The following is a 23,924-nucleotide window of genomic DNA, read 5'->3' as shown; positions in this document are numbered from 1 at the left end:
CCCGCCACCGGCGCCGCCGGACCGGACGTCCGGGCGGCGCCCGCCCCGAGGCAACCCGCCGGCGGGGGCGGCGAGCGCCGGTCCACCCGCCCCACCAGGCACCCGGTCTCGGCCCGCCTTGGAGTTCGTCGCGCCCATCCCGTGAGCGGTCGAGGCGCCCGAGCCGCGCCCTCCGCCGCCGGAGCGGCCACCGGCGCGCCCGCCGGACCGGCCGAAGAAGCCGTTGCGGCCCCGGTCGCCTCTGCCCTGACCGCCCCAGCCTCCTCCGCCGCGTGGGCCGCGACCGCCGTACCAGGAGCGCATGTCGCCCCCGTCCGGTGTGCGCCGGGCGCGGTAGCGGCGCCGCGCGTAGGCGAGCGCCCCCAGCCCGGCCCCGGCTCCACCGGCGGCCAGCCCCCACACCCCGGCGAACTGGTGCAGCCCGGCCATGAGCGCGGTAGCGGCCGACACGCCCCCGGCGGCCAACTGCCCGGCGGGCAACCCCCGCTGATCGGGGGCCTCGGCCTGCGCGCCTGCGTCCGTCTCGTCCTGCACGGCGGGTTGCGCGGGCGGCGGGTCGGCGGGGATCGGCTCGATCTCGCCCGGGTCGGGCGGCGGAGCGAGATCATGCTCCCGCTCTGTGGTCTGTTCTGCGGTCACGGGTCACCTCCAGAGAGGTCGAAGAGGGGAGTTGGTCACGGCACAGTGGGCACGGCTCCCAGTGGCGGCGGCCGTGCCGGTGCGGGTCCTGGCACTGTTCGGCGGCGGGGACGCGGGGCAGGGCGGCGATGTGGTCGTTCAGGTCGCAGTCGGCCAGTCGCCGCGCGGCGTGCTCGTCGCCGACGTGGCCGCAGGCGCATGACAGCCGGTAGGTTCTGCGGCCGTCTGCCGGTGCCGCGTTCGATTTTCGGCCGGTGACGCACCGGCGGAGACGCCGTCATGCAAGCTCTCCCAGAGCGTCACGGACGGCGCGGGCCGTATCCATCCCGCAGCGCAGATGCTGCCGGATCTTCCCCGCACCGGCGTTGGCGGGTAGTTCTCCCTCGGAGATCAGGAGCCGTGCCCTGGCTATCAGGGCTCCGATGGCCGGTCCATTGCCGGACCGTCCAGGCAGCGGCCCGGGAACCGCCCCAGGCGCCGGGCGGATGACGATCTCCACAGCGCCAGCGCGCAGGGTGATGCCGTCCAGCGGCAGGTGTGGCGCCAGCGGGCGAGCAATGTCGATCAGCGCTTGAATCTCGTTCACCGCACGCCTTCCTCGACGCGCAGTTCGTCACGCAGGACTCGGGACAACCCCTCGCGGCAGCGCAGCGCGGCCTGAATGGCCCGGGCCGAAGGACGCGAGGGCAGGTGTCCCGACGCGATCAGCCGCCGCAGCTCCGCGCGGTGAGCGTCAGCCGACCCGACTCCTCCGCCCCTCCCCTCCCGCGCCCCCTCCTCCGGGGTCATCCCCCGCAGGTCACAGCCAGCGGAGGAAGGAGAAGGCGGCGTGGCCGGGGAACGGTCGTGGAGGAGGGCGGAGGAGGCCCCCTCCCCGGCGGCAGGCAGCTCGGCCAGCACCTGCCACAGCGTCGGCAGGATCCACACCGACACCACCGCCGCAACCGGCCCGAGCGCGTGCACCAGCAGCGGCAGCAGATCGAAGGAGGGCGCCACGCCGGGCAGGGCGGGCCAGCAGTTGAGGACCAGCGTCAGCCCCAGCAGCAGCGCCTCGGTCCTGAACAGCTTGCGCCCCATGGGGCTCTTGCGGTCGATGACCCTGCCGCGCATGGCGCTGTACGCCTGCACCGACAGGGCGGCCAGCAGCGGCAGCGACAGCGCGGGTTCGGCCAGGAACGCCGCCCACCACGCCGGGTCCGTCTCCTTCAGGTGCAGCGCCTCGGCGACCGAGCGCTGCACGCCGATACTGGAGGCCGCGAGGGCGATGGTCGCGGCGGTCATCGCCATGGCCGTGCTCACGGTGCGCACCCGGGCATCTCGCCATGACAGCGCGGCCGGGTCCTGGGTGAGGGCGTGCAGCCGGGCGGCCTCGGCGACGCGAGCCCGCCGTTTGCGGACCTTGGCGGTGTCCACCAGCAGCGGCGCGTCGTCGTCCTGGAGGACGGCCAGTCGGCGCGCTTCGGCGACCTGCTTGCGCAGGGCCTTCACTCGCCGGGTCTCGCCGCTCTCGCCCAGCTCGTCGGCGTCGTCGTTGTCGTTGTTGAGGTCGTCGGCGTCGGAGTGGTCGGGCTCGGGGCCGGTGACCGCGTCAGCGTCGGCGTGGGTGTTGTCCAGGTGGGCGGCGGGCTCGGGGAGCGGCGGAGCCTGATCCAGCTCCAACCGCGCCTCGATCTCCGCCAGCACCCGCTGAACGTGGGCCGGGTCGGGCGGCGGGCTGTCGATGACGGTTGATCTCTCGCTCATCACGTCGCCTCCCATGGGGGTCACCGGCTCGCCTCGCGGCCGGTGCCGCCGCATGCGAGGCACGGCTGGTCACGGTGGCTGGAGTACGGCATGGTGGAAGCTCCTCCTTGGTGGGGAGCCCCAGGACGCGGTCTTGGTCGGCACGTCCTGGGGCCTGAACGGGTGTGGGGCGGGCGCCCCGGGCACCTCGCCCGACCTACGGCCGGGCGAGGACCCGCAGCGTCAGCCCTGCGGCGCCGAGCGCGCCCACCAGCGGCGGCGGGGACGCTCCCGCGTCGCGGCGGTGGCTAGTTCACTGACGTGCTCGGCGAGGGTGGTGGTCGCGGCGGCGAGCCTTTCCACCAGGGCGCGCACGTCGGCCAGCTCCTGATCGGTCTCGGCCGCCCGCCGGTGGAGCCGGGAGAGGCCCTGATGGACGGTGGCCGCGCGCTCCATGGCACCGGCGACCCGGTCGGCCTGCAGCCGGGCGGCTTCACGCTGACGTGCCGTCTCGGCGCGGCCCCTGGCCAGCTCGTCGCACAGACCGGTCAGGGCCTCGTGGATGGCCAGTAGCGCGTGTCCGCTGGCGATGGCGGCGTCGGTGTGCAGCACCCGCAGGATGTTCTCGTGAGCGTCGTCGCTCGGGGTCGTCGGCCGGTAGCGGTTGACGGCCGGGCGGTCGATTCGGGTCAGGTGGTCGCGCGCACGCTCGGTGTGCGCGCCCGTCCGCGTGGTCTGGGTCTCGTTCACCGGCCACCCCACAGGGCCGCCAGGAACATCACCACGAGGAACGCGCAGATGATGGTGACGACGGCGCCCATCACGCGGCCTCCATCGCCTCTGCCGGGGCCTGGGGCAGTGCGCGCAGGCGGGCGGCGGCCTCGGTGGCGAGGTCGGCCAGTCGCTCCATCGCCTCCGCCTCGGCGGCCGGGTCGGCGGAGGAGCCGTTCAGGGTGATCCAGACGTGGTCCTGGGCCAGGGTGAGGAACATGGCGTCCGAGTCCGGGTCCGTGCTGTCGCGCAGCGTCATCTCCGCAGCGCGGGGTCGGTAGATGGCCGCGCTGGCCCGGACGGTGCTCATCTCGTGGAGGTACATCAGGACTCCTTCGCGGGGGATGTGCCGGGGTGGGTGATCTGGGACGCGGCCCAGTCGGGTACCGGGCCGTCGGTGGTCAGGGCGTTGCCGAGCGCGACCCACGCCGCCCACGCCTCAACCTGGGTGAGGGGGATGCGCTGGGAGCCGACGCACAGGTACATCTCGTACGCGCCTCCGGCGCGGGCGGTGATCGTCGCCCGGCCGGACTTGTTGAACGGCGAGGGCGCGGTCACGGAGTGGTAGCGGGCAGGCATGGGTCAGGCCACCTCCAGGCGGGCGGATTCGGGGAGTCGGTTGAGGAGCGTCGCGGCGAAAACACGGACGACGTCGAGGAGGATGGGCGCGGCCAGCGTCTCCCGCCACCAGCCGGGGCCGGTGTCGGCGGGCATGGGCATCGCCTCGCACAGGTCGGCGTGGCCGCCGGAGCGGATGCGGGTGGGCAGGTCGTAGGAGAGCCGCAGCAGGGCAGTGAGGCCGTTGACGTCGCGCTCTCCCATGACGTCGAGGAACCGCCCGCCGGGGGTGATAACGCCGACGTGCGTCCACTCCCACCCGTCCGGGCGCTGACGCTCCACCAGGCCGTACGGCCAGCCGGTCGCCTCACGCAACGCCCCGGCCAGCAGCCAGCAGTACCCCCAGGCGAAGAACTCCGTCGCGGCGTCATCGACCACCCCCGGGCGCAACACGAGACGGGACATGCCCAGGCGGCGGGTCGGCTCAGACGGCAGGAACTCGACCCCGACCTGATCGAAGGGGCGGCCTGCCGCGTACTGGGCCAGGTGTGGGTACCGCTCAGGCACCAGAACGGACGCGGTCACGCCGTCGCCTCCAGCCCCGCCGCCGCCCGCCGGACACCGACGGCGCGGTCGTGCAGCTGCGCGGCGGTCAACCCGGCCCAGATCCCCTCATCGGGGACGATGGCCAGGGCGTAGGCCAGACAGGCGGCACGTGCCGGGCAGGAGAAGCAAACCGTCTTGGCCTGCTTCTCCCGCGCCCGCCGCACCGCGTCGGCCTCGTCCTCGAACACGTCGGCGGGCATGAACACAGCGGCGGCAGCGCCGTCCTGGCAGGCGGGACCGGCCAGATGGAGCGCCTTGCGCAGGCCCCGGACCGTGTCACGGTCGGGGTCGGGCGTGTGCTGGGACATGATGAGATGTCCTCTCTGATCAGTGGATGAGCAGCAGGGGAAACAGGACGGGCGCGCTCCCGGCGGCGGGAGTTCTTGGCGGAGTGACCGCCCCCGGCGAGCGCGCCCGGCAGATCAGCGGGCGGTCCTGTAGCGGCGCACGCAGAATGGGCACGGGTAGGGGCCGGAGCCGGGGTTCCAGATCCAGCCGTTCCGGCACGCGGGCGGGCACCCGCCACGGTTGGCGAAGCGGAAGAAGCGAGTCATGATGAATGGGCTCCCTCGGGAGTCGAGGGGGCGGCCCAACGTCTTGGAGGATTGAGGAGCCGCCCCCGGGCGAAGAGTGGGTCACCGGCGTTGGCGCCGGAGCGCCCCGGCGGGGAGTCGGACCCCGCCTACGACCATCAGGGCTGTTGGTGTCAGCGCTCCACGACGGGCTTGTCCAGGTCTCGGTGACGCAGCGACACGGTGAACCCGCACCGGCCCAGCAGGTCGCGCAGCGCGAGGGCGACGGTCGGAGCGCGGTGGCGGCCCCCGGCGCACCCGTCAGCGACGACCACGCGCCCGGCGCTGGGGCCGGACGCGTAGGCGATGACAGCGGCGGCGGTGGCCTCGACCAGAGCGGCGATACCGGGCGTGGCCATCACGGTCTCGCGCACCGGCGCGTCGTGGGCGGTCATGTAGCGCAGCGCGGGCGACACGTGCGGGTCGCGGAAGTGGCTGCGCAGGTCGATGGTCAGATGCGCGTCGGCGGGCGGCTGCCCGTGCAGGTAGCCGAACGACACGATCTCAATCTCTACGGACACGATGAAGTCCCAGCTAGTCGGGGTGAAGAGAGTCGGGGTGGGTGTCTAGCCGACGTTGGCGGCCAGCGTGTCGATCACCGACACCAGGCCGGTCACGATGCCGGTGGCGATGGTGGCGGCCTTCTCGGGCGCCCTGATCACGAAGATCACGAGCAGCGCGAGCGCGGCGAATGTGAGAAATCGCCGCAGCAGCGGCCTGCGCTCGGAGTACATGAGCATCCCCTTCACAGAGGCGGGCCGCTGGCGGGACGGCAGTGAGAGCCATCCCGCCAGCGGCGGACGAGAGAGAGTTTCAGTCGCAGGGATCACACCTGCGGGGCCGCCTTTTCATGGGAGGCGGTAGCCCAGGCTCTTTACGGGGGGTATGAGTTGCTCCCGTTGTAGGCAGAACCTGCCCTCCGGCTGCCAAGGTGTGCCGGGAACCTCGGCCCCATCTGTCCGGGACCCCTGGAAGTGCTTTTCTTGCAGGCCACCAGCTTGTAGACCTGTCTGCCAAGTGGCTTACGCAAGACGTTAAGGCGACTTGGCAGACGTGTCAACAACTTCCGAGAAGTTGCTTGGCAGACGTGCAGACAAATAGGCGGTACTGTGCTGATGTGACCGAACGTGACTGGCGGCCGAGGTACATCCAGGTCGCAGAGGACCTCAGGGACCAGATCCTCAGGGGCGAGCTGCCGCCTGGGAGCGCCATGCTGAGCGAAACCGACCTGTCGGAGCGCTACGACCTATCGAGAACCAGCGTCCGCAACGCGATCAAGCAGCTCAAAGACTGGGGGCTTGTTCGCTCCAAGCAGGGGCAGGGCACCTACGTGCGCGCGCCAAGACAGCGTGTGGAGCGCCGTCACACCGAGCGATACCAATGGGAGAAGGACCGCGCCCGCCTCGGCGAGCCCGAGCGCGGCGAAACGGGGGCGACCGAGTTCGACACGGGCCTAGATCTGCCCGATCTTGAGTTCCGTGCGAAGTACACCATCGTCGAGGCGGATGACAACCTCGCCGGGATCTTCGGCGTGCCAGCTGGAACGGCCCTCTTGAAGCGGGAGTACTGGACTAGCACGCGATCCGAGGACTCGCCTCTGTCCCTCGTGCGGTCCTATCTGCTACGTGACATCGTGGCCGCCAATCCGGACCTCATGGATGAGGCCAAGGAACCATGGCCAGGCGGCACCCAGAACCAGCTCTATACGCTGGGCATCGAGCTTGAAACTATCGTGGATAGGCTCACGGCCAGGCCGCCGCTCCCCGAGGAAGCTGACGTGCTCGATATCGAGGTGGGCGTATCGGTCTTGGTGCTTCACAAGACCTCGATCGACACCCAAGGACGTGTAGTCGAGTTCTCCGAGGTCATCCTTCCGGGTGACCGCACCGAGATCGTACACGTCACCACGCTCGAAAGGTGGGCCTAGTGCCTCTGATCTCGATCGTCACACCCAGCTACATGCCGGTACGAGAACAACTCTTGCAGGCTTACGACTCTGTTCGGGGACAAGAGCTGCCGGACGGATGGGAACTGGAGTGGGTTATCCAGGAAGACGGTGACACCGGCGTTGTGCGCGACATGCTTCCTGAAGACCCGCGAGTGAGGTTCGGGACCGGCCGCAGGGGCGGGGTCGCGCTGACGCGGAACATAGCCCTGGCGCGGTCCGAGGGCGCCTTGATTAAGAATCTCGATCAAGACGACATTTTGACGCCGGGCGTCCTGTCGCGAGACATCGGGGTCCTTGTCTCAGATCCACTCGTACAATGGACCACGTCTCGGGTCCTTGACCTGCTGCCTGATGGGTCCACGGTCGGATTCGACAACGATCCACCGGCCGGGCGGATTGCGCCAGGGGTTGTGCTTGATCATTGGCGCAAGCACAACTACCGGCTCCCCGTCCACCCCACAACGATCTGTATCCGCAGAGAGCTGGTGGTCGCTCTTGGCGGCTGGATGGGCATTCCCGCGTCTGAGGACACAGGCATGCTGGTGCCGGCCAGCGTGGTCAGCTACGGCTACTTCTGCAGTGACGTCGGACTGCTCTACCGGAAGTGGCCAGGGCAGGTGACCGCTGGCACGGAGCACTACGCGACGGCGGAGTGGCGGCTCCGAATGAGTCTGATCAACGAACGCGCTGAGGCGACAAAGGCCCTGTGGTCGGCGATCAAGGTCTCTTGATCACGTCTGGGCGAACCTCGGCGGCGGGTCACTGGCGAGTGACGAACTGCATGACAACCGTCGTGGATGGCTACGAACGTCAGTAGACGACTACACACGAATCTGAGAAGTGGGTGCCTCGATCGCCGTACCTCGAACGGGTGTTTGGTTTGCTTCACACCGAAGAGGTCACTGGTTCGATCCCAGTATCGCCCACCAGCTCAAGGGCCTGATTCGCTAAGCGGATCGGGCCCTTCTCCCGTTTCTAGGAGAAATTTGGGAGACGATCTTGATCGTGGACCCCTCGCGCCACGGAGCCAGAGCCGAGTCCAGCGCGGGCACCGCTGAACGCGGGAAGAAGGTGAACCGCTCGGCGAGCGCGTTCTCCCACGGTCCCCGCAGTACCTCCAGCAGATACTCACGCATGCCCGCCGTCACGTGACCATAGCGGCCGGGCATCGACGAGTCGGTGTGCCCCATGCGCTCCATCTTGAGAGCCTTCTTGGCCCGGCATCGTCCATCCACGTCCGCGCGGAGTGCCTCCAGCCGTGCCACGTCAGCCCTGGCCGGATCGGTCTCCAACTGACGAGATGCGGCCGCTCGTCCCAGTTCGGGCGCCCTCGTCCGCGCGGCGGCACGAACTCGATCCCCGGTTCCGCCCTCGGCCACGGAACGTTCATGGGGCCGCTATTGCCGTTCCCGCTCGCGCATCCGGGCTGCGGTGAGACCGTCGCCTTTCATGCCGCTCATGCTCGCGCCCCAGGCTGATCGTCCGCAGGCGGACAGCAGGACGCCCACTTCGCGGTGTGGTTGTCGGCCCTTGACTCGCCCTGGCTGAGGCGTATTGTCCGGTTTGGAAAGTTTCTTAACCGAAGTGCCATTCACCTTCGGAATCGGAGGAAGGGCACATGAGAAAACAAGCTGCGGCCGTGTCCGCCGCCGCTCTGCTCACCGCGTCGCTGCTGGTGGGCTTGGCATCCCCCGCCCACGCCGCCCTGACGGGCTGTACCGCGTGGCACTCGGGTAACACCGCCTACAGCCAGTGCACGGGCGGCACCGGTACGCAGGCGGTCGTCGCCAATGGCCTGCACGTCAATCCTCAAGTGGGGTCCCTCTACGGTCTCTCCGGCCCGGAGGTGGGAGTCGGAGAGGTGTCGATGCTCCACTTCCCAGGAACGCTGTGGGACTATTACTACTCATTGAGGAGCGGCTGAGGCGCGAGCGGCATGACGACGCCCCCGCCTCCAGCACGTGACACTGTTGCGAATTGATCGCTAGGTCGGGCCACTGGCCGGAGAGCGGCGAAGCGAGACGTGCGTGTCGGGGCGAGCGGAGTACCGTCAGCCAGGCGTCGAGTCTGGTGATATTCATCGCTACGGCGGTATGCGCGTGCTGCGGGATCGACGCCAACGCCAGACGAGCAGGCGACGGTGCTGGGCGGCCACGGGTGGAGAAGGCCGCAGCGAAGTCCGTGTCCTGGAACAGGGCACGGAGCGCCTCCCGTATGTGAATCGCCGGGCTGCCTTTCGGGAAGGCGGCCTGGGCCACCGTAAGGGTGGCGGCCGGGATCTGGTCTGAGCCGGGGCGGGGAGCCCGGTCATGGCGACTTCAGCTCCTGCCCACGGTCTGAGGGCCAGCTGTTTCCGGGCAGCCGGATTGTGGGCGTTGCCTATGCGGCTACGTGGGATGAGTCGTGTTCGTTGTGGATCTCCTGGGGTGGCCGGTAGTCCAGCGCCGAGTGCAGGCGCCGCCGGTTGCAGAACCTTTCGATGGAGTGGATGCCCTGCCGTTTCGCCTGAGCCTGGGAGGTGAACACGTAGCGGTTGAGCCATTCGCTCTTCAGGGCGGAGAAGAACGATTCGGCCATGGCGTTGTATGGCAGACGCCGGTGCGGGCGGCCGAGCGGCGGATCTGCAGGTTGGTGGGGAGCCGGCCGAGGGCGTGACTGGTGTGGTTGGAGCCGTGGTCGGTGTGGAAGATGGCGTCGGCGGCGATCCGGCCTGTACCGATGGCCATGCGCAGCGCGTCGGTACCAGCACGGTGCGGTTGTGGTCGGCCATCGCCCAGCCCAGCACAGCCTTGCTGTGGCCGTCGACGACGGTGCAACGCTGCCAGTGGATGGGGGGATCGTGACTAGGAAGGGTCGGCCGGGGATGTCGGACGCGCTGCCGCCGCATGTCGCCCGCCCGCGTCACCGACATGATCGACTACTGTAAGTTATGCTTGTTATACTCAGAGCAATGAGGTGGGCAGGTTCATCCATGTCCTCTCCCGTCGCGAAGGGGCAATCATTCCGGCGCCCTGCGGGCGCCCTATCCAGGGAGTGCGTATGAAGTACAGGTTCGGTACGGCTGTCGGTGTCGCGGTGCTGGGGATCTCCGGGCTGCTTGCGGCCGGATCCCCGGCGGGCGCGGAAGCGCAGGCGCCCCGCTCGCTCAGCGTGTACGAGCACGACGACTACGAGGGCCGCTCGGCTCACCTCAGCGCCAACGACGCCAACTTCATCAACAACTACTGGTCCGGTGGCAGCGGGGCGAGCATCAACGACAACATCAGCTCGTTCAGGAACCCGGGCGACCAGCGCGCGGTGATGTACGCCGATGCGAACTACTCCGGTGCCGCCTACACCGCGCTCGCCCACTCCTCCGACAGCGACCTCACCCACAACAGCCACAACCCTTCCAATTTCGACAACGTGGCCAGCTCGGTCCGCTTCGTGATCTAGCAGGATCCGAAGAACTCGGCAGGCGGCGGGGCGGCATGCCGCGAGACGACACGAGGAGGGACACCGTGCCGATCCCCCGGCGCGCCGGCCGCTTCCCGTCGGCGCGTCCCTCCCGCGTCCCTCGCCGTCGCCCCGCCCCCGGCACCCGTCCGCCCCTCCGGGCGGCTCTGGTTCTCCTCGCCGCCCCGCTGGTCCTCGCCGGGTGTGCGCGTACGCCGGAGGACATCGCACCGGCTGAGAACCCCCCTGAGGTGAGCGCGGAGGTTCGCGGCCTCAGGGTCCCCCTCGACGATTTCATGCTCTCCCGCCTCGACATCCAGACGATCGAGTACGCAGAAGACCTGCTCACCCGCGCCTGCATGCGCGGTTCCGGCTTCGGCTGGGAGATGCTGCCGCCGCCGGCGCGCACCGACACCGACCCGCTGCACCGCAGGCGGTACGGCGTGATCGAGCCCGAGGTGGCCGGGCGCTACGGCTACCATCTGCCGCCTCTGGCCCCTGACCAGCGGGCGCGCGAGCAGGTGTGGCGACGGCGGGACACGTTGCCGCCCGCCGAGCGCCGCGCCGCGTACGGGCACGGCGGCTGCCGGGACAATGCGCGCACGCGGCTGGCTGAGGGCGTGCCCAAGCTCGACCGGCAGCGGCTGAACGGCTTCATCGGCGGCACCTTCGAGGCGTCCCAGCGGGTTCCCGCCGTCGTCGAGGTGTTCGGCGCGTGGAGCAGGTGCATGAAAGCCAAGGGCTTCACGTACGGCATGCCCCTCGACGCCGCCGCCGATCCGGCCTGGACCAGGTCCGCCCAGGCCGCGCCCCAGGAGATCGCCGTCGCCGAGGCCGACGTCGGTTGCAAGCGGAAGACCGACCTGGTCGCCGTCTGGTCCAGCGCCGAATCGAAGGTCCAGCTCGACGCCATCGCCACCCACCGCGCGGACTTCGACAGGTTCCGTCAGGCCCGCGACGCCGAACTACGCGCAGCCGAGCAGGTCATCGGGAACGCATAGCCGCCGGTGCCCGGTCAACTCGACATGTCCTCAGTGGGGTCCCGCGCGACGGTGCCGGACCTCATCGCGGTCCTCGATCTGCCCGGCCTCCTCACCGGCGACGGCGGTTGCCGGTCGCGGTGTTCACGGCGTCGAGCCCTGGCGTGTGGTGCAGCGCCTCGCCCCGGTTCGCGGTGGGTGATCGAGCGGAGCCGCCGGGTCGTGTGGTCAGGGTTCGTCCGACCATTGCCTGGTGAGGCGGGCGACGTCCTTGTCGGTGAGTCGGACGTGTTTCGCGCCGAGATTCTCCTCCAGGTGGGCGACCCGTGAGGTGCCCGGGATCGGCAACGTGACCGGCGACCGGGCCAGCAGCCACGCCAGCGCGATCTGCGACGGTGTCGCCCCGTACTTCGTGGCCACCTCTGCCGGTTCACTGCCGTCCCCGGCCAGTGATCCGGCCTGAAGCGGGAAGTAGGGGATGAAGGCGAGCGACTCGCGCGTGCAGTAGTCGAGCACGTCACGGTGGCGCTGCCTGGTGAGGTTGTAGATGTTCTGGACGCTGACGACCTGGGCCAGTGTGCGGGCCTGCTCGATCTCGGCCACCTCGACCGCGGACAGGCCGATGTGCCGGATCTTGCCCTCCTTCTGCAGCGCCACCAGTTCACCGAGCTGGTCGGAGAGTGGGACGAGCGGGTCGATCCGGTGGAGCTGGTAGAGGTCGATGCGCTCGACCCTCAGCCTGCGCAGGCTCAGCTCGGCGCACTGGCGCAGGTACTCCGGACGTCCCACCGGGGTCCAGCGGCCAGGCCCCTGGCGGGTGAATCCGCCCTTGGTCGCGATGACCAGCCCGTCCGGGTAGGGATGCAGCGCTTCGGCGATGAGTTCCTCGCTCACGAACGGGCCGTAGGCGTCGGCCGTGTCGATCAGGTTCACACCCAGCTCCACCGCCCGTCGCAGCACGTGCACCGCTTGTGCGCGGTCGGCGGGCGGACCCCAGACTCCGGGCCCGGTCAGCCGCATCGTGCCGAGCCCGAGTCGTTCGACGGGCAGATCCCCGCCCAGAAGAAAGGTGGACAACCCCGCTCCTCGATCGTTTCGTAAGGTCGGCGGCTCTGTGGCCTGTGCTCCGTCGTCGGTCTTGTCGGTCAAGGGGACGGTCTCCGTCCTGTGGCGTCGGGCCGGACTTCAGCGGCCGGCCGACCTCGGCGGGCGGTTGTCCAGTATGGTGACATGTTCCAGCGAGGCCAGGGTCGGGTCGGCGCCTGAGGGCGGTTCTTCGGATGCCGTCGGTAGATCCAAAGGCGTGGAGCGATCACCCCGCCGGGGTCGACGACCGTCTCCCACGCGCGGAGCATGTGGGGCGCGACGATCGCGATCTCCAGGATCTGCTCATGTTCGCGGTCCCGGCCGCCCGCGGCCTCCAGGCCCGGGGCGACGAGCCGTACGGTCGTCCACCGACGCGGGTGTCGAGGCCGGTGCTGCCACTCCTGTCGCAGGAGACTTCGACGTGCAGGTGGGTGGTGCCGTGGACCTCCAGGTCGATCCTGGTGAAGGTGGTGGCGCCCGTGCTCACGTCGCGCAGCCGTACCCGGTGGCGCGCCACGTCCGCGACCTCGGTCCGTGGGGGTTTCACGGGGCAGTCGGGTTGCCCGGCGCGCCCGGCGGGGGCGGACGTGACGGTCGTCTGGACCCGGGCTCTCGCCGATCTCATCGGCGGCGGTGACCTCGAACGCCTCAGGGTAACGGGATAAGGCTCGGCGGGCTCTGTCGCCGGAGATCACGAGTGCGTGCGACGGCACGTCAAGAGTTACCTCGACATTGGTGTGTGTTCGCAGGCGGGGACCGCTCCGAGAGCTTTGCGATGACTGCCGGTAAACGCGAACAGGAGCTGACTGAGTAGCAATCGCAATCCATTGTTCGAGCGAAGAGCTCCTTGCGGCTTTCGTTGTTCATCTGCCCGGTGCGAGAGAAATGGAACGCGCTAGAGTTCAGTCCACAGTGCCGACGGCCGGTTGTCCTCGAATACGCCGGTGGATCCACCGGCCGCAGTCACCGTGCCTCTCACTTCGCTCGCCCGAAGCTGGGGCGTTCCGTGTCGGCACGCCCCTCTCCGTCGAAGAGCGCATGCCTCTGCTTCCCACATCTGATCGCGGTCCCGCAGGGAACAGGGGCCCAGCGATGGAGACATGGCTAGGACCGAGACCGTGGACGGAACCCGTCAGTGGCGCTGGCCGGCCCTTGCGTTCGGTGTCATGCGGGCGCGGGAGACGGTGCGCCGCCAGCACGTTTGCGCCAGGCGGCCGCCCGTCGATTTTGCGGGAAGCGCGTGCCGTACACGCATATTCACTTTCCGTGTACCCCGATTTCCGGTCTAACGATCTTGTTGACATGAACCGAAAAGGCTGCAAGGCTCGGCCTGTAATTGCTGATGGCTTTTGTGAGCCGTCCTCTGCTCCGGAGCTCCGGCAGAAGTACACGACTGCTACCCGTTGAAGCGTGGAATTCACCCCCCCGTCGAGTCGCAGAAGGAGCGCCCATGGCGTGGAGTCTGGTCGGCTTCGGATGTGCCGTGCTGGCATCCGGCATCTTGTTATTGTTCCATTCCAGCGAAAGAAAGGGCGGCTATCGCCGGCTCGGGCGGGCCGGCGCAGCCGTCGGCTTGTTCCTGGGCCTGCTCTGGGCGTCCCCGGCGAGTGCCGATCACACGGAGATCACGACAGCCCACAAGTACTGGACGCCCACCCTCTCGAACGGCTTCAAGGTGTTCCTCTCCTCCCCACGGCACGCAGACAGCCGCAGCCGGGGCGAGTGCGGCTGGGAGGAGAACATCAACGGCAGGAACTGGAACCGGTACGCCGCCGCGGACGGAGCGAGCAACGCGCAATCGCTCTTCGGCAGCACGTACCTCGCGAGCGTCAGCGCCAACGCGCGTGACAACAACTACCTGGCCAACCGCACCACGTCGAACAACTGGGGCGCGGACGTCCACCTCGTCACCCACAGCAACGCCTTCCAGGGGTGCGGCAACAGCGCGCAGTACCTGCTGGTCATGCACCGGACGGGCAGCAGCCAGAGCAACGCGCTGACCGACGAGCTCATCAAGCGGTTGAACCCCGTGGTGCCCGGAGGCAGCAACAAGTGGGACTGCGACGGTCTCGCCGAGTGCAACGCCCTGGCGCCGCACCGTGCCTACGTAGAACTGTTCTTCCACACGAACCGGTCGGCGGTGAACTGGTACCAGAGCGGTGGCCAAGGCCACGGAGCGGCGTGGGACAACGCCTGGCTCTACCGCCTGGCGATCGACACCCGCCTGGGATATCCCCGGCCGTAACGAGTCACCGTTCACCGTCGCACGTGGGAGAGACCTGATGAATGGACCGCGAAACCGTACCCGCGGCGTCGCCCTCGCCGCCTTGACAGCCGGGTTGGGCATTCTGGCCACCGGGGTCGGCCTGCTGGCCTTACCCGCCGTCGCCGGCAACCCCTCGGCCGTCCTCGACGACGTCCCGGGGTTCGGCAGATCTCCGGAGGCGGCGCTGCGCGACAACACCATCGCCTATTGGGAGGCCTATCAGCGGGAGCAGGTCGTCACCGCCTGTATGAGCCGTTCCGGCTTCACCTACTGGCAGGACGTCGCCTTCCCCGAGGCGGAGGTCGTCAAGATCTCCGAGGAGCTCAAGGCACCGCAACCCCGTACGGTGACCAAGGAACAGCAGACACCCGCAGCGCAGAGAAACGGCGACTACGAGACCCGCCTGGCCGCCCAGGACCGGGAGCGGTACAGCCGGGCGCTGTCCGGCGAGAGCGCGGCGGAGATGTCCGAGTTCCGGCGTACCGGAACGTATCCGAAGGGGCGCGGCCCGGACTTCGGCGTCGGCGGATGCCTCGGCGAGGCGACGACCGAGGTGCCGAGCATCTGGGACACCAAACGCCGGCTCGAAGACCAAAGGCAGCTCATGCGCGACGAGATCGCCGCCTCACCGCAGCTCAACGCGATCAAGAGCGAGTACGCCGCCTGCGCCGAGCGGACCGGGGGAATCGACGCGCAGTCTCCGGCCGACGTCGACGCGCATGCCGTCAAGGGGCCCGCTCAGCAGAAGGCGGCGGCCCTGGCCCTCGAGTCCTGCAACGAGATCTGGGCCAAGGGATATCGCGCCGCCGAGGACGTCGCGGCGCAGCGGTTCGCCGAGAGGAACGCGACCGTTCTCGCGGGCGCGCGGCAACGCTACAAGGACACCGTCACCCGGATCGGCCAGGACCAGGGTTTCCTGCGTCACCTCGGCGAGCGGGCGGCTGTGATCCGTACGCTGGGCCTGGATCGGCAGTGAGTTCCAAACACCTGAGGCGATGAACCGAGCCGGCCCGGGGGCGGGCCGGTCGGTGTCTCAACGCAGGCCGGCGGCGAGGCCGTACTCCGGCAGCGCGATGTCGCCGGCCTTGGCGAACTGGGCGGCGAGCAGGTTCCGCATCGGCCAGCGGGTCATCTGCCGCATGGACAGGTTCCGCAGGCGGATGCCGAGCCGTCCCGAGGGGGCGAATCCCGAGACGCCGCCCGGCGGGAGTTCCTGGGCCTGGCTCACGTACGGGCGCATCACCTCGTCGTAGTGCCGGAAGGCGATGTGGTGGTCGCCCTCGGCGGCGGCGAGTTCGCCGGCCAGGACGTACGCACCGACCAGAGCCAGGCTCGTCCCGAGACCGGTCAGCGGGGTCGGGCAGTCCGCGGCGTCGTCCAGCAGGGCCACCCGGCCGCGCGAGCGGCGCTTGAGGCGGACCTGCCCCATGGAGTCGAAGAAGAAGTCGGGGGCGGTGCGCATCGCCCGCAGCAGGCGCGGGGTCTCCCAGCCGACACCGGCGAATCGCCGGGCCACGAGTTCCTTCTGGGCGGCGACGTCGCGGCGGTCGTAGGAGATCGGTGGCGAGCGGAAGCTGAGACCGGCCTTGATCTCGCCGGGGACGCGGCCCGGCCGCGCGGAGGTGACCAGACCGCCGGGCGCGTTGTGCATCAGGTACCAGCCGTCGAGTTCCAGGTCACCGACGGCGGTGAACCAGGCCGTGTGGAGGTCGAACGGGCGGACGAACTCCGGCTCCGGGCCGAAGGCCAGCGCCCGCACCACGGAGTGCGGTCCGTCGGCGCCGACGACCAGCCCGAACCGGCGCGGCGCGGCCTTCTCGAAGGTGACGGTGACCGTGTCGGCGTCCTGGGCGAGCCCGGTGACGGTGTCGTCGAACAGGTACTCGGTGTCCGGCAGGGTGGACTCGTAGAGCAGGCGGGCGAGATCGCCGCGCAGGATCTCGATCTCGGAGACGATCCCCTCGCCGCCGAAGCTGTCGGCGGGCAACCGCGCGGTGACCCGGCCGGCGGCGTCGACCAGCGCGAGTCCGCGCTGGTCCACGCTCTCGGCCCGGGCCCGGCCCATCAGGCCCATGCGCTCGATCACGGTGCGGCCCGCGCCGCGCAGGTCCACGGTCTGGCCGCCGGTGCGGGGGCGCGGCGCCCGTTCCACGACGGTGACCGCGAAGCCTCCTGCGCGTAGCCAGTACGCCAGTGCGGGACCGGCGATGCCGGCGCCGCAGATGAGTATCCCGTTGTTCGTCATGAATTGAATATACGACGTACGCATAGAACCCAAAAAGGTGAACATCGGTAGTGCACTAGTGCATTGACGCTTGTGTGAGCCGTTGTTCGTCAGTGGCCGGGTAGACTGGGCGGCGAGCTAGTGCACTAGTGCGGAGGATGTCAGTGAGCGGGCAGGCGGTACCGCGCTACAGCCAGATCGCCGCCGAACTGCGGCGGCGGATCGAGACGGGCGAACTCGCGCCGGGCGACCACGTGCCCTCGACCCGTGAAATCACCAGGCAGTGGGGCGTCGCGATGGCGACCGCGACCAAGGTCCTCACCGAACTGCGCCGCGAGGGCCTGGTCCGTGCCGTCCCCGGAGTCGGAACGGTCGTGGCGGCCCGGAACCGTCCGGCGCGTACCGCCGCTTCCGCGCCGCGTCCGGGCAGATCGTTGGAGGCGGCGTCGGTTCAGCCGCCGCTCACCCTCGAACGGATCGTCGCCGCCGCTGTCACGGTCGCCGACGCGGAAGGGCTGGCCGCGCTCTCGATGCGCCGGGTCGCCGCCGAACTCGAAGTGGCGACCATGTCGCTGTATCGGCACGTGGCCGACAAGGACGACCTGCTGACGCGGATGATGGACACGGTGATGGCGCAGCGCCCGCTGCCCGCCGACCAGCCGGAAAGCTGGCGCGAGGCGCTCGAACTCGCGGCCCGGCGGTTCTGGGACCTGTTCCGCCGCCACCCGTGGCTCGCGCCGGGGCTGTCGGTGACCCGCCCCCAACTCGTCACCTCGGCGCTGCCGCACAGCGAGTGGACGCTGGTCGCCCTGCGCGCCCGGGGGCTCGACCCGCAGGCCGCCTTCACCGCGCACCTCATGCTGGTCAACTACATCCGGGGGATTGCCGTCAACCTGGAGGCGGAGCGAGAGGCCGAGGCCCACAGCGGCCTCGACAGCGAGAGGTGGATGGACGCCCAGGAGCCCGCGCTGCTGGCGACGCTGTCCGGCGGCCGGTTCCCCGAGCTCACCCGCCTCGCCACGACCGGGTACGACTTCGACCTCGACGCCCTCTTCGAGTTCGGCCTCCAGTGCCTCCTCGACGGCCTCGCCGCGCTGCTCGGCGAGGCTTAGTCGATCGGACGCAGCCCCCGTGACCTCCCGTCGTATGGCCGCGGTGAGACAATGCCCGAGTTCGGCCTGGCACGACAGGTCTGAGACCTGGAGGCGGAACGGGTGCCGTTGTTATCGATCATCACACCGAGCTACCTGCCGGTACGTGAGCAGATTCTGGAAGCGTACGACTCCGTCCGCGCGCAGGAGCTTCCCCCCGGGTGGGAACTGGAGTGGGTCGTCCAGGAGGACGGCGAAACCGGGGTCGTGGGCGAGATCCTGCCCGCCGATCCGCGCGTGAAGATCGGGACCGGTCGCCGCAGCGGGGTCGCGCCGACGCGGAACCTGGCGCTGGCGCGGTCGAAGGGCACTCTGATCAAGAACCTGGATCAGGACGACATCCTGACGCCGGGGGCGCTCGCCAGAGACCTTGAGGTCCTCACCTCCGACCCGACGGTCCAGTGGACCACCTCCCGGGTCCTCGACCTGATGCCCGACGGGACGACGGTCGGGTTCGACGGCGATCCGCCCGCCGGACGCCTTGAGCCGGGTTTCGTCCTCGACTATTGGCGTGGGCACGACTACCGGCTTCCCGTCCATCCCACGACGATCTGTATCCGCAGGGAGTCGGCGCTCGCTCTCGGCGGGTGGATGGCGGTGCCCGCGTCGGAGGACACCGGCCTGCTCATCGCGGCCAGTGTGGTCGGCGTCGGCTACTTCCGCCGCGAGGTGGGACTGCTCTACCGGAAGTGGCCGGGGCAGGCGACCGCGCGGGCGGGGCACCACGCGGCGGAGGAGCGGCGGCTCCGGATGCGCCTGATCGATCAGCGTGCCGAAGCGATCAAGGCGCTCCCCGCGTTTCGCGGCGAGCGGTCGGCGACTCTCTGTAACATCGAGGGTGCGTAGAGCGTCTGCCCGAGGAGAGTCATGCGTCCTGCACCCGTCGTCGCGGCCCTGCTGCTGCTCGTCACCGCCGCGCCCGCGTACGCCGCCGACCGAGGACTCTCCCTGAGCGTCAGCGGCGACGCGAACACCTGGACCAGGGGAGTGGTGCTCCGCTGCCACCCGGCCCCCGGCGGTCACCACCCCAACGCCGCCGCCGCCTGCGCGGCGATCGAGGCCGCGGGCGGCAGGTTCGACAGGTTCTCCGGCACCTCCCGCGCGTGCACGATGGAGTACAACCCGGTCACCGCGAGCGCCACCGGCTCCTGGCGCGGCAGGCCGGTCTCCTGGCGCGCGACGTACGCCAACGCCTGCGGGCTGGAGGCCGCCACCGGAGCCGTCTTCCGCTTCTGAGCCGCCGCCCGATCCCGGCGCCAGGGTGCGCCACACACCATGAGATGCGGTGTGGAAACGGGGCGTCAACGCTATAAGTATCCACACGAAGGGGTACTCATGGCTTTTATCTCCCTGAACTCCGACGAACCTGGAATTCGCGGTCTCTTTCTCTATCGTCCGGAGACCGCCGGGCCGTTGAACGAGCTGGTGGAGGTATTACTGGTCGGCGACAGCACCCTGTCCCGTGGAGAGCGGGAGCTCATAGCGGCCTATGTCTCATCCCTGAATGAATGCCGCTTCTGCCACTCCACGCACGCCGCCATCGCCGCCGCCCACCTCGACGAGGGGATGCCGCTGGTCGAGCAGGCGTGCTTCAACCCGGCGGCGGCCCCGGTGTCCGGCAAGCTCAGAGCCCTGATGGACCTCGCGGGCGCGGTGCAGCGCAGCGGCAACGCGGTCACCGAGCGCCATGTCACGGCCGCCAGGCACGCGGGCGCCACCGACCGGGAGATCCACGACACCGTCCTCATCGCCGCGGCTTTCTGTATGTTCAACCGATATGTGGATGGCCTGGCCACATATGCGCCCGCCGACCCCACGGTGTACACCGAACGCGCCCAACAAGCCGCCGGATATATCGCAGGATTGGCCGAACTACAAGGACAGAACTAGCAAGTGGAATAGACGCCTGTGGGGTTGACGTGGGCCAGGTGATCGCTCACGCTGCGCGTGAAGTGCACCCTCCGCCCACCCCCAAGGAGCGTCCATGGCGCCTGTCACGCCGGACACCGGCACGACCCACCGGTACCTGATCATCGGCGCCGGCCCCGCCGGACTCCAGCTCAGCTACTTCCTGCAGCGGGCCGGCGCCGACTACCTCACCCTGGAACGCGAGGCCGCACCGGCGGGCTTCTTCCGCCAGTTCCCGCGCCACCGCCGCCTGATCTCCCTGAACAAGGTCCACACCGCCCAGAACGACCCCGAGATCAAACTCCGCTGGGACTGGAACTCCCTGCTCAACGACTCGCCGGACCTGCTGTTCCCCCGCTACTCCAAGGAGTACTTCCCGCGCGCGGACGACCTGGTCGACTACCTCGCCGACTTCCAGCGCGACCACAAGCTCAACGTACGCTTCTCCACCCCGGTGACAAAGGTCGACAAGGTCGGCGGGCGCTTCGCCGTACAGGCAGGGGAGCAGGTCTTCCACGCCGAGTGCGTGATCGTGGCCACCGGCTGGGGCGGACCCAACATCCCCGACATCCCCGGCATCGAACTGGCCACCGGCTACGAGGAGATGCCGGTCTCCGGCGAGCGGTTCGCCGACCAGCGGGTACTGATCATCGGCAAGGGCAACTCGGCGTTCGAGACCGCCCAGGCGTTGCTCCCGTACGCCGCCGTGATCCACCTGGCCAGCCCCCATCCCGTACGGCTGTCCTGGACCAGCAAGCACCCCGGCGACGTGCGCGGCCAGTACGGCGCGCTGCTCGACAGCTACTGGTTCAAGACCCTGCACGGCGTGCTCGAATGCGACATCGACCGCATCTGGCGCGACGGCGCCGCCTTCCGGGCCGCCATCACCTACACCCTGGCCGAGGGCGAGCGGACGGAACTGGAGTACGACGCGGTGGTGCGCTGCACCGGCTTCCGGATGGACACCGGCCTGTTCGCCGACTCCTGCACGCCCGACCTCGCGCCGAACGGGCGGATCCCGGCACTCGGCCCGGACTGGCAGTCGGCCAACGTGGACGGTCTCTACTTCGCCGGCACCCTGATGCAGGGCCGCGACTTCAAACGCGCCTCCTCCGCCTTCATCGACGGCTTCCGCTACAACCTGCGCACGATGGCGCGGCTGCTCGCCGAACGCTACGAGAACACGCCCCTGGCCTGGCACGACCTGCCGGCCGACCCCGACGGCCTGGCCGCGACGATGCTGGAGCGGGTCAACCACAGCTCGGCGTTGTGGACCCAGTTCGAGTACCTGTGCGACGCCTACGTCGTCGAGCGGGAGTCCGGCAGGGTACGCCACTACGAGGACCTGCCGGAGGATTACGCGGCCGAGCGCTTCGCCGGCGAGGACCGGCTGTTCACCGTCACCTTGCGGTGGGGGCGTCAGGACTACGGCGACGTGTTCGCCATCCGGCGCCACCCGACGCCGGACCGGGCGGAGGAGTGCGCCTTCCTGCACCCCGTCGTCCGGGAGTGGCACCGGGGCGAGCGGGCGGCGGAGCGCCACCTGCTGGAGGACCTGCTGGCCGAGTGGCGCCACCCCGAGCGCCACGTCGCCCCGCTGCGCGCCTTCCTGGCCGAGCGGCTGGGCCCGGCCGGAGGGTGACGGTCAGGCCGGTGAAGTCTGCTCGACCAGGAAGTCGACCACGTCGGCGGGCCGGCCTCTGACGGCGAGGGCGGCCCGCTGCCGCGCCGCCCCGGTGCCGTGGGCGCGCAGCCAGTCCACCCGCTCGGTCACGGCCGGCAGGTCGCCGGTCTGGTCGAGGGCGGGGCGGCAGTGCCGTACGAGGGCGTCGAGCAGGTCTTCCGCAGGCTGCCTGGTGCCGGTGACCGGGCAGATGCCGTCGCCCTCCAGCCCGTCGCGGGCGGCCTGCCAGTAGGCGGCGCGCAGCAGTTCTGCCGACAGGTGCGGCCCGGGGTCCCCGGCGGCGACCCGGGCCAGCGCGGTCACGACCAGCGCCCGCACGAGCGCGGCGAGCAGGGCGGACTCGCCCGCGGTGGCGGGCACGTCGGTCACCCGTACCTCCAGCGTCGGCAGGCGGGAGGACGGCCGGACGTCCCAGAAGATCGTGCCGGGGTCCACCAGCACGCCCGCCTCGGTGAGCCTGGCGACGATCGCGTCGTGGTCGGCGAGCGAGGCGAAGTACGGCGGCGGCCCCGCCACCGGCCACTTGCTCCAGGACAGCGTGCGGCGGCTGGCGTAGCCGGTGTCGCGCCCGGCTCGCAGCGGCGAGTTGGCCGTCATGGCGATCAGCGCCGGCAGCCACGGCCGCAGGTGGTTGGACACGAGCACCGCGGCCTCCCGGTCGGGCAGGTGCACGTGCACGTGCCCGGCGCAGATGGCCTGGTCGTCGTGCAGCGACCGGTAGGTCGCGATGCCGATCTCGTAGCGCGGATCGTCGGTGATCAGCGGCGGCATGACGTCGCCCAGCACCGGCGTCCCCGAGGCCACGATCGCCAGCCCGTGCGCGCGGGCCGAGGCGGCGACCGTGTTGCGCATGTCGCGCAGCCGCGCGCCGAGGCCGGAGAGGTCGGCGCACGGCGGGGTCTTGGCCTCGACCTGATAGCGGGTGATCTCGGGGTTGGTCCGGTCGCCCAGCTCCAGCGCGGCCCGCGCGATCACCTCGGCCGCGCGCGGCACGACCTCCCGCGTCACGGGATCGACGACCAGATACTCCTCCTCGACTCCCACCATGGGGCAGCCGGGGTCGAAACGGGGTGCGGGGGTGTTCGTCACATCCCGAATGGTGGCAGGGACCACGTCCGGAATCCGGCCGGAGGGCGACAATGCGCACGATCGAAGAAGACGGCGAGATTCGCCATCGTGCAGGATTCCATGCACCACCTGACGCCGAGCGATCGACTCTCCCGCTGCCGCCACCCACCGCCCCCGGTGTCGGCGTGCCCGCCGATCGGCATCGGCGTGTCGCGGGGAGCCGCAGGAACCGGCTGGTCACGTGGCTTTCAGCTCGTGGAAAGGGACGTTCATGCCGCAAGTGGAAACCCCCAGATCCCGGCCTCTACGCCGTGCCGCCCTCAGTGTCCTGCTCGTGATGGCGTCGCTGTTCACGATGACCTCGGGCGCCGACGCGAGCGGCACGCCGGAGGAGCCCTCGACCGGCCCGGCGCGCTTCGACTCCGCGTTCACGCACGGCATGGTCCCCGTGGACGGCGGCAGCCTCCACTACGTCAAGGGCGGCTCCGGCCCGGTCGTCGTGCTCCTGCACGGCTGGCCGCAGACGTGGAAGATGTGGCGTCCGGTCATGCCCGCGCTGGCCCGCGAGTTCACCGTGGTCGCGATCGACCTGCCCGGCCTGGGCGACTCCGCGATCCTGCCCGGCGGCTACGACAAGGTCACGATCGCGCAGCGCATCCGTCAGGCCGTCAAGCGGCTCGGCTTCACCGGGCCGGTCGGCATCATGGGCCACGACCTCGGCGCCCTGATCGCCTACTCCTACGCCCGCGACTTCCCCGCCGACGTGAGCAGGATCGCCCCGATCGAGGGGCCGTTGGCCGGCTTCGGGCTTGAGGACCTGTTCAGCGAGAGCTGGCACTTCCGCTTCAACATGTCCCCGAAGCCGATCCCCGAGCAGGTCCTGGACAACGGCGACGTCAGATGGCAGCTGGGCCAGATCTTCGACTTCGCCTACAAGAAGGACGCGATCGACCGCGAGGCGTTCTTCGCCGCCTACGCCAACCCGGCCAGGCGCAGCGCGGGCTACGAGTACTACCGCGCCTTCCCCGCCGACGCGGCGAACAACCAGGCCAACGCGTCGCGGCGGTTGAAGATGCCGGTGGCGGGCGTCGGCGGGCAGCAGTCGTTCGGCCCGGGTGTGGCCGTTTCCTTCGGCAAGGTCGCCGACGACGTCCGCACCGTGATCGTGCCGGAGTCCGGCCACTTCGCCCCCGAGGAGAACCCGAAGTACACGGTCGAGTGCGCCACTCTGTTCTTCGGCCCCGCGAACGGCACTCCGTCGCGGCCCGACCTGGCCGGCTGCGCCCCGTAGCAGGCCGTAAGACCT

General features: G+C 69.8%; 30 protein-coding genes and 1 pseudogene. 15 read left to right on the top strand and 16 right to left on the bottom strand.

Features of this window, described 5'->3' with window-relative positions:
• Positions 1-639, bottom strand: a pseudogene (locus ABD120_RS32790) (hypothetical protein); the annotation flags it as partial.
• Between the two features lie 31 nt (positions 640-670).
• Here ABD120_RS32790 and ABD120_RS32785 point away from each other — a divergent pair.
• Entirely contained in the window at positions 671-841 is a 171-nt protein-coding gene (locus tag ABD120_RS32785; protein WP_343954127.1) for a hypothetical protein, read from the top strand.
• 75 nt (positions 842-916) lie between these two features.
• Here ABD120_RS32785 and ABD120_RS32780 read toward each other — a convergent pair whose 3' ends face one another.
• From ABD120_RS32780 to ABD120_RS32740, 9 genes are all read right to left on the bottom strand, one after another.
• Positions 917-1,225 carry a hypothetical protein gene (locus ABD120_RS32780; RefSeq protein WP_343954126.1) on the bottom strand — a complete coding sequence of 103 codons (309 nt, stop codon included), beginning with the start codon at positions 1,223-1,225 and terminating at the stop codon, positions 917-919.
• Complete coding sequence (locus ABD120_RS32775) at positions 1,222-2,382, bottom strand: hypothetical protein (protein ID WP_343954125.1); 1,161 nt, start codon at positions 2,380-2,382, stop codon at positions 1,222-1,224. Before ABD120_RS32775 ends, ABD120_RS32780 begins: the two co-directional genes overlap by 4 nt.
• A gap of 222 nt (positions 2,383-2,604) precedes the next feature.
• Positions 2,605-3,111, bottom strand: coding sequence for a hypothetical protein (locus ABD120_RS32770; RefSeq protein WP_343954124.1), 507 nt, complete (start codon positions 3,109-3,111; stop codon positions 2,605-2,607).
• A 70-nt stretch (positions 3,112-3,181) separates the two neighbouring features.
• The gene (locus ABD120_RS32765) at positions 3,182-3,457 is read right to left on the bottom strand and encodes a hypothetical protein (RefSeq protein ID WP_343954123.1); all 276 of its coding nucleotides are present in this window, start codon (positions 3,455-3,457) and stop codon (positions 3,182-3,184) included.
• Entirely contained in the window at positions 3,457-3,711 is a 255-nt protein-coding gene (locus tag ABD120_RS32760; RefSeq protein WP_343954122.1) for a hypothetical protein, read from the bottom strand. Before ABD120_RS32760 ends, ABD120_RS32765 begins: the two co-directional genes overlap by 1 nt.
• Positions 3,712-3,714: 3 nt before the next feature.
• Positions 3,715-4,275 carry a hypothetical protein gene (locus ABD120_RS32755; protein ID WP_343954121.1) on the bottom strand — a complete coding sequence of 187 codons (561 nt, stop codon included), beginning with the start codon at positions 4,273-4,275 and terminating at the stop codon, positions 3,715-3,717.
• Positions 4,272-4,604 carry a WhiB family transcriptional regulator gene (locus ABD120_RS32750; protein ID WP_343954119.1) on the bottom strand — a complete coding sequence of 111 codons (333 nt, stop codon included), beginning with the start codon at positions 4,602-4,604 and terminating at the stop codon, positions 4,272-4,274. The genes ABD120_RS32755 and ABD120_RS32750 overlap by 4 nt, the downstream gene beginning before the upstream one ends.
• Positions 4,605-5,002: 398 nt before the next feature.
• A complete protein-coding gene (locus ABD120_RS32745) occupies positions 5,003-5,389 on the bottom strand; it encodes a RapZ C-terminal domain-containing protein (protein WP_343954118.1) in 387 nt (128 codons plus the stop codon).
• Between the two features lie 45 nt (positions 5,390-5,434).
• Positions 5,435-5,602: a hypothetical protein gene (locus tag ABD120_RS32740; RefSeq protein WP_343954117.1), complete on the bottom strand. Its 168-nt coding sequence runs from the start codon at positions 5,600-5,602 to the stop codon at positions 5,435-5,437.
• 383 nt (positions 5,603-5,985) lie between these two features.
• Here ABD120_RS32740 and ABD120_RS32735 point away from each other — a divergent pair, with 383 nt between their 5' ends.
• A complete protein-coding gene (locus tag ABD120_RS32735; protein ID WP_343954115.1) occupies positions 5,986-6,795 on the top strand; it encodes a GntR family transcriptional regulator in 810 nt (269 codons plus the stop codon).
• Entirely contained in the window at positions 6,795-7,547 is a 753-nt protein-coding gene (locus ABD120_RS32730) for a glycosyltransferase (RefSeq protein WP_343954113.1), read from the top strand. Before ABD120_RS32735 ends, ABD120_RS32730 begins: the two co-directional genes overlap by 1 nt.
• A gap of 216 nt (positions 7,548-7,763) precedes the next feature.
• Here the strand turns inward: ABD120_RS32730 and ABD120_RS32725 are convergent, their stop codons facing one another.
• A complete protein-coding gene (locus tag ABD120_RS32725; protein WP_343954112.1) occupies positions 7,764-8,006 on the bottom strand; it encodes a hypothetical protein in 243 nt (80 codons plus the stop codon).
• Positions 8,007-8,434: 428 nt separating this feature from the next.
• On the opposite strand from ABD120_RS32725, the gene ABD120_RS32720 reads away from it, so the two are divergent.
• Positions 8,435-8,740: a hypothetical protein gene (locus tag ABD120_RS32720; protein ID WP_343954111.1), complete on the top strand. Its 306-nt coding sequence runs from the start codon at positions 8,435-8,437 to the stop codon at positions 8,738-8,740.
• A gap of 455 nt (positions 8,741-9,195) precedes the next feature.
• Here ABD120_RS32720 and ABD120_RS32715 read toward each other — a convergent pair whose 3' ends face one another.
• Both ABD120_RS32715 and ABD120_RS32710 read right to left on the bottom strand, forming a co-directional pair.
• Positions 9,196-9,393, bottom strand: a complete 198-nt coding sequence (locus ABD120_RS32715) for an integrase core domain-containing protein (protein ID WP_343954110.1) — start codon at positions 9,391-9,393, stop codon at positions 9,196-9,198.
• Positions 9,366-9,542 (bottom strand): hypothetical protein, encoded by a 177-nt coding sequence (locus ABD120_RS32710; protein WP_343954109.1) that lies wholly within the window; start codon positions 9,540-9,542, stop codon positions 9,366-9,368. Before ABD120_RS32710 ends, ABD120_RS32715 begins: the two co-directional genes overlap by 28 nt.
• A 313-nt stretch (positions 9,543-9,855) precedes the next feature.
• Here ABD120_RS32710 and ABD120_RS32705 point away from each other — a divergent pair, with 313 nt between their 5' ends.
• Positions 9,856-10,251, top strand: a complete 396-nt coding sequence (locus ABD120_RS32705; protein WP_343954107.1) for a peptidase inhibitor family I36 protein — start codon at positions 9,856-9,858, stop codon at positions 10,249-10,251.
• A 65-nt stretch (positions 10,252-10,316) separates the two neighbouring features.
• Complete coding sequence (locus ABD120_RS32700) at positions 10,317-11,252, top strand: hypothetical protein (RefSeq protein ID WP_343954105.1); 936 nt, start codon at positions 10,317-10,319, stop codon at positions 11,250-11,252.
• 207 nt (positions 11,253-11,459) lie between these two features.
• On the opposite strand, the gene ABD120_RS32695 is transcribed toward ABD120_RS32700, so the two are convergent.
• Entirely contained in the window at positions 11,460-12,308 is an 849-nt protein-coding gene (locus ABD120_RS32695; protein WP_343954104.1) for an aldo/keto reductase, read from the bottom strand.
• A gap of 314 nt (positions 12,309-12,622) precedes the next feature.
• Between ABD120_RS32695 and ABD120_RS32690 the strand changes: the two genes are divergently transcribed.
• From ABD120_RS32690 to ABD120_RS32680, 3 genes are all read left to right on the top strand, one after another.
• Positions 12,623-12,982, top strand: a complete 360-nt coding sequence (locus tag ABD120_RS32690; protein WP_343954103.1) for a hypothetical protein — start codon at positions 12,623-12,625, stop codon at positions 12,980-12,982.
• 785 nt (positions 12,983-13,767) lie between these two features.
• Positions 13,768-14,562, top strand: coding sequence for a hypothetical protein (locus ABD120_RS32685; RefSeq protein WP_343954102.1), 795 nt, complete (start codon positions 13,768-13,770; stop codon positions 14,560-14,562).
• 37 nt (positions 14,563-14,599) lie between these two features.
• Positions 14,600-15,559, top strand: coding sequence for a hypothetical protein (locus ABD120_RS32680; RefSeq protein WP_343954101.1), 960 nt, complete (start codon positions 14,600-14,602; stop codon positions 15,557-15,559).
• 57 nt (positions 15,560-15,616) lie between these two features.
• Here the strand turns inward: ABD120_RS32680 and ABD120_RS32675 are convergent, their stop codons facing one another.
• The gene (locus ABD120_RS32675) at positions 15,617-16,828 is read right to left on the bottom strand and encodes an FAD-dependent monooxygenase (RefSeq protein ID WP_343954100.1); all 1,212 of its coding nucleotides are present in this window, start codon (positions 16,826-16,828) and stop codon (positions 15,617-15,619) included.
• A gap of 143 nt (positions 16,829-16,971) precedes the next feature.
• Between ABD120_RS32675 and ABD120_RS32670 the strand changes: the two genes are divergently transcribed.
• The 5 genes from ABD120_RS32670 to ABD120_RS32650 all read left to right on the top strand — a co-directional run bounded on the left by ABD120_RS32670 (position 16,972) and on the right by ABD120_RS32650 (position 21,508).
• Entirely contained in the window at positions 16,972-17,919 is a 948-nt protein-coding gene (locus ABD120_RS32670; protein WP_343954099.1) for a TetR/AcrR family transcriptional regulator C-terminal domain-containing protein, read from the top strand.
• Positions 17,920-18,021: 102 nt separating this feature from the next.
• On the top strand, positions 18,022-18,804 hold the full coding sequence (locus tag ABD120_RS32665; protein WP_343954098.1) for a glycosyltransferase family 2 protein: 783 nt from the start codon (positions 18,022-18,024) through the stop codon (positions 18,802-18,804).
• 21 nt (positions 18,805-18,825) lie between these two features.
• A complete protein-coding gene (locus ABD120_RS32660) occupies positions 18,826-19,194 on the top strand; it encodes an SSI family serine proteinase inhibitor (RefSeq protein ID WP_343954097.1) in 369 nt (122 codons plus the stop codon).
• A gap of 51 nt (positions 19,195-19,245) precedes the next feature.
• A complete protein-coding gene (locus tag ABD120_RS32655) occupies positions 19,246-19,848 on the top strand; it encodes a carboxymuconolactone decarboxylase family protein (protein ID WP_343954096.1) in 603 nt (200 codons plus the stop codon).
• A gap of 94 nt (positions 19,849-19,942) precedes the next feature.
• Positions 19,943-21,508 (top strand): NAD(P)-binding domain-containing protein, encoded by a 1,566-nt coding sequence (locus tag ABD120_RS32650; protein ID WP_343954095.1) that lies wholly within the window; start codon positions 19,943-19,945, stop codon positions 21,506-21,508.
• Positions 21,509-21,511: 3 nt separating this feature from the next.
• Here ABD120_RS32650 and ABD120_RS32645 read toward each other — a convergent pair whose 3' ends face one another.
• A complete protein-coding gene (locus ABD120_RS32645; protein ID WP_343954094.1) occupies positions 21,512-22,639 on the bottom strand; it encodes a carboxylate-amine ligase in 1,128 nt (375 codons plus the stop codon).
• A gap of 316 nt (positions 22,640-22,955) precedes the next feature.
• Here ABD120_RS32645 and ABD120_RS32640 point away from each other — a divergent pair, with 316 nt between their 5' ends.
• Entirely contained in the window at positions 22,956-23,909 is a 954-nt protein-coding gene (locus ABD120_RS32640; RefSeq protein WP_343954093.1) for an alpha/beta fold hydrolase, read from the top strand.
• Positions 23,910-23,924: the final 15 nt, after the last annotated feature.

It is taken from the genome of Nonomuraea longicatena (assembly GCF_039525605.1).
Taxonomy (GTDB): Bacteria; Actinomycetota; Actinomycetes; order Streptosporangiales; family Streptosporangiaceae; genus Nonomuraea; species Nonomuraea longicatena.
This window is presented reverse-complemented; position numbering and strand designations above follow the sequence as displayed.

Coding starts and splice junctions, on each gene's coding strand:
- ABD120_RS32775 (WP_343954125.1), bottom strand. CDS start 2,382: ATGAGCGAGAGATCAACCGTCATCGACAGCCCGCCGCCCGACCCGGCC.
- ABD120_RS32765 (WP_343954123.1), bottom strand. CDS start 3,457: ATGTACCTCCACGAGATGAGCACCGTCCGGGCCAGCGCGGCCATCTAC.
- ABD120_RS32760 (WP_343954122.1), bottom strand. CDS start 3,711: ATGCCTGCCCGCTACCACTCCGTGACCGCGCCCTCGCCGTTCAACAAG.
- ABD120_RS32750 (WP_343954119.1), bottom strand. CDS start 4,604: ATGTCCCAGCACACGCCCGACCCCGACCGTGACACGGTCCGGGGCCTG.
- ABD120_RS32740 (WP_343954117.1), bottom strand. CDS start 5,602: ATGTACTCCGAGCGCAGGCCGCTGCTGCGGCGATTTCTCACATTCGCC.
- ABD120_RS32725 (WP_343954112.1), bottom strand. CDS start 8,006: ATGGGGCACACCGACTCGTCGATGCCCGGCCGCTATGGTCACGTGACG.
- ABD120_RS32720 (WP_343954111.1), top strand. CDS start 8,435: ATGAGAAAACAAGCTGCGGCCGTGTCCGCCGCCGCTCTGCTCACCGCG.
- ABD120_RS32715 (WP_343954110.1), bottom strand. CDS start 9,393: ATGGCCGAATCGTTCTTCTCCGCCCTGAAGAGCGAATGGCTCAACCGC.
- ABD120_RS32710 (WP_343954109.1), bottom strand. CDS start 9,542: ATGGCCATCGGTACAGGCCGGATCGCCGCCGACGCCATCTTCCACACC.
- ABD120_RS32705 (WP_343954107.1), top strand. CDS start 9,856: ATGAAGTACAGGTTCGGTACGGCTGTCGGTGTCGCGGTGCTGGGGATC.
- ABD120_RS32690 (WP_343954103.1), top strand. CDS start 12,623: ATGTTCGCGGTCCCGGCCGCCCGCGGCCTCCAGGCCCGGGGCGACGAG.
- ABD120_RS32685 (WP_343954102.1), top strand. CDS start 13,768: ATGGCGTGGAGTCTGGTCGGCTTCGGATGTGCCGTGCTGGCATCCGGC.
- ABD120_RS32680 (WP_343954101.1), top strand. CDS start 14,600: ATGAATGGACCGCGAAACCGTACCCGCGGCGTCGCCCTCGCCGCCTTG.
- ABD120_RS32675 (WP_343954100.1), bottom strand. CDS start 16,828: ATGACGAACAACGGGATACTCATCTGCGGCGCCGGCATCGCCGGTCCC.
- ABD120_RS32660 (WP_343954097.1), top strand. CDS start 18,826: ATGCGTCCTGCACCCGTCGTCGCGGCCCTGCTGCTGCTCGTCACCGCC.
- ABD120_RS32650 (WP_343954095.1), top strand. CDS start 19,943: ATGGCGCCTGTCACGCCGGACACCGGCACGACCCACCGGTACCTGATC.
- ABD120_RS32640 (WP_343954093.1), top strand. CDS start 22,956: ATGGCGTCGCTGTTCACGATGACCTCGGGCGCCGACGCGAGCGGCACG.